Genomic DNA, 2,086 nt, shown 5'->3' with positions numbered 1-2,086 from the left:
ATCTTGCGGCATCTGCCCACATTCCAGTAGACCTTCCGCCATTGTGAGTTGTAATGTTATGAATTCCATAAGGAACCAATTGCATTTTCCCAGGGACTTCAGTGTGGTGCCATGTATACGATCCGTTCTCAACCAGTTTTCTTATGTCTTCTGGAAGATTATCATTTAACCGGTCAAACTGTTCTGTATCACCTTTTTTCCACAAATCTTTTGGGAGCTCATCACTATGCACTACCACGCCTGCACCCTCAAAATTCAGGCTTATCGTTATATATTAATTTATCTTCATCATCATACCCCGTATACACCTTTATGTTAGCAGTCATCGTCCCCACCTGAAACTCTGGATCTTCACCAGTTATAGCTGGCGTATAGTTTTTAGCGCTTACCCATTTCATATCTGAAATTGCAAAATTTTTAATTTCAGATTTAGTAAATTCATTATCTGTAGAGTCTATCATTAAATCCGGCGCATAAACACTCATATCCAATATGAAATCGGTACGTTTTTTATTAGGTACTGCACATCCAGTTGTACCGGTTGTTTCAGATCCCCCGTACCAAGTCGCATTCCAATTCGGGCCATCTGTTTGCACCCATATGACTTTGGGTGTTGCCTCTTTCTCTCCCTTTACTTTTACTTTCAAAGTCTGCATTGGTGCAGGACCTTGCGGAGTAACAACAGCATCTGGTGCTGATGGATATCCATGCTCAAGAAATCCTATTGCATAAGTTGAAACTGGAAATTGGGCAACTAATAAAGCTAATAACAGAAAGCTTATCCCCCACTTTTTCATACCACTTCACCTATTCTATTTTCATGTCAAAACTAACACGTGAACCATCATCTGTTTTCATTGAATCACGTGGGTGCTCAACAACTATATATTGTTGTACCCACAACCTCACTCCTTTTCCATTTCGGTAGTTAGAAAAGAACCCCTCAGTTTCTTCATAAGGTAAAGTCAAATACCCATATTTCTCCTTAGGATTATCAGTATATGTTCTTGTTCCATTCACTAACCCATCAGCTCCATTGTAATAATGATTCAATGAGAAATGCTCAGTTTTCGGATAAATCGTAATTTCCACGTAAGCCCTAAAAAATCCCACGTCTATCTAAACTACTAACATACTCATTTTCATCTACAAACATCGGCGCATAAATTCCCTTTTGGTTTTTGAAATCCTGTGTATCTACTATAATAAAATGATGAAATTTAATCGTACCCGCGTTATTACGTAATGTGTCAGTCTTTTCTGCAACATCATTGAATGAGCTGCCATTGGTCGAAAAAGGACTAATACTCTCCATATTGGTCCGCTTGGTTCCCACTTCTCGTAGTTCATTTAGTCCCACGAAACTACCTGCTTTCTGCTGACTGACCGTATTTAAACGCAACAGAATGGCAGAGGCTTCGGCGCGGGTCGCCTGTTTGGTTAAACCAAATGATCCATCAGGATACCCACTCATCAGCTTCGTACCTAGTGAAACCGCAATATATGGAGATTGGGACTGCGGAATACCTGGTTTAAAATATTCTTTTACCGGAAGCACCGTTGTCACCGTGTCCTGCAAAGCTTGCTTATAATCAACATCGGCTACTGCAAGTCCAGATGCCATCCATTTGGCAATTTCTATACGTGTAATGGGTGTGCTAGGCTTAAATCCGTTCGGATAATCACTGGCTTTAATGTAACCCAGCGAAACTGCCCGATTTACTTCTGCCTCACTCCAGTGTCCTTCCAAATCCTCAAAAACATTCGTTTGGTCCTCCTCAGCCTGCACCTTCGATGCCCTTGCCAGTAACGCAGCGAACTCTGCTCGTGTTACTGTCTCATTCGGTTTGAATGTGCCGTCGTCATACCCTTTGAAATATCCATTTTTGACCGCCTCATCAATAGCAGCTTTAGCCCAATGCTTTTTAATGTCCTTAAATGTAATTGTTTGCTCTGCTGCTATCGCCGGATGAACCTGTGTCAATAAACCAATCCCAACTAAAGAAACTACTATTAGACTGTTAATTAATATTTTTTTCATTATGTACCTCCGTTTTTTCAAGTTCCTTTCTATGGAACGTTCATG

4 protein-coding genes are annotated in these 2,086 nt (G+C 40.7%); all 4 read right to left on the bottom strand.

Features of this window, described 5'->3' with window-relative positions; all coding sequences use genetic code 11:
* Nucleotides 1-238 (bottom strand): HNH endonuclease signature motif containing protein (locus ACWNM1_RS30510; RefSeq protein ID WP_245238041.1); only part of this gene is annotated, 238 nt, incomplete at its 3' end.
* Nucleotides 239-248: 10 nt separating this feature from the next.
* Nucleotides 249-797 (bottom strand): hypothetical protein, encoded by a 549-nt coding sequence (locus tag ACWNM1_RS30505; protein ID WP_449603925.1) that lies wholly within the window; start codon nt 795-797, stop codon nt 249-251.
* A gap of 10 nt (nt 798-807) precedes the next feature.
* Nucleotides 808-1,020 carry a hypothetical protein gene (locus ACWNM1_RS30500; protein ID WP_449603924.1) on the bottom strand — a complete coding sequence of 71 codons (213 nt, stop codon included), beginning with the start codon at nt 1,018-1,020 and terminating at the stop codon, nt 808-810.
* A gap of 79 nt (nt 1,021-1,099) precedes the next feature.
* On the bottom strand, nt 1,100-2,041 hold the full coding sequence (locus ACWNM1_RS30495) for an S-layer homology domain-containing protein (RefSeq protein WP_449603923.1): 942 nt from the start codon (nt 2,039-2,041) through the stop codon (nt 1,100-1,102).
* Nucleotides 2,042-2,086: the final 45 nt, after the last annotated feature.

The sequence above is a fragment of the Paenibacillus sp. Marseille-Q9583 genome (assembly GCF_976954365.1).
This window is presented reverse-complemented; position numbering and strand designations above follow the sequence as displayed.

Excerpts from the sequence above, each read along its gene's own strand:
- ACWNM1_RS30505 (WP_449603925.1), bottom strand. The coding sequence starts at position 797 with ATGAAAAAGTGGGGGATAAGCTTTCTGTTATTAGCTTTATTAGTTGCC.
- ACWNM1_RS30495 (WP_449603923.1), bottom strand. The coding sequence starts at position 2,041 with ATGAAAAAAATATTAATTAACAGTCTAATAGTAGTTTCTTTAGTTGGG.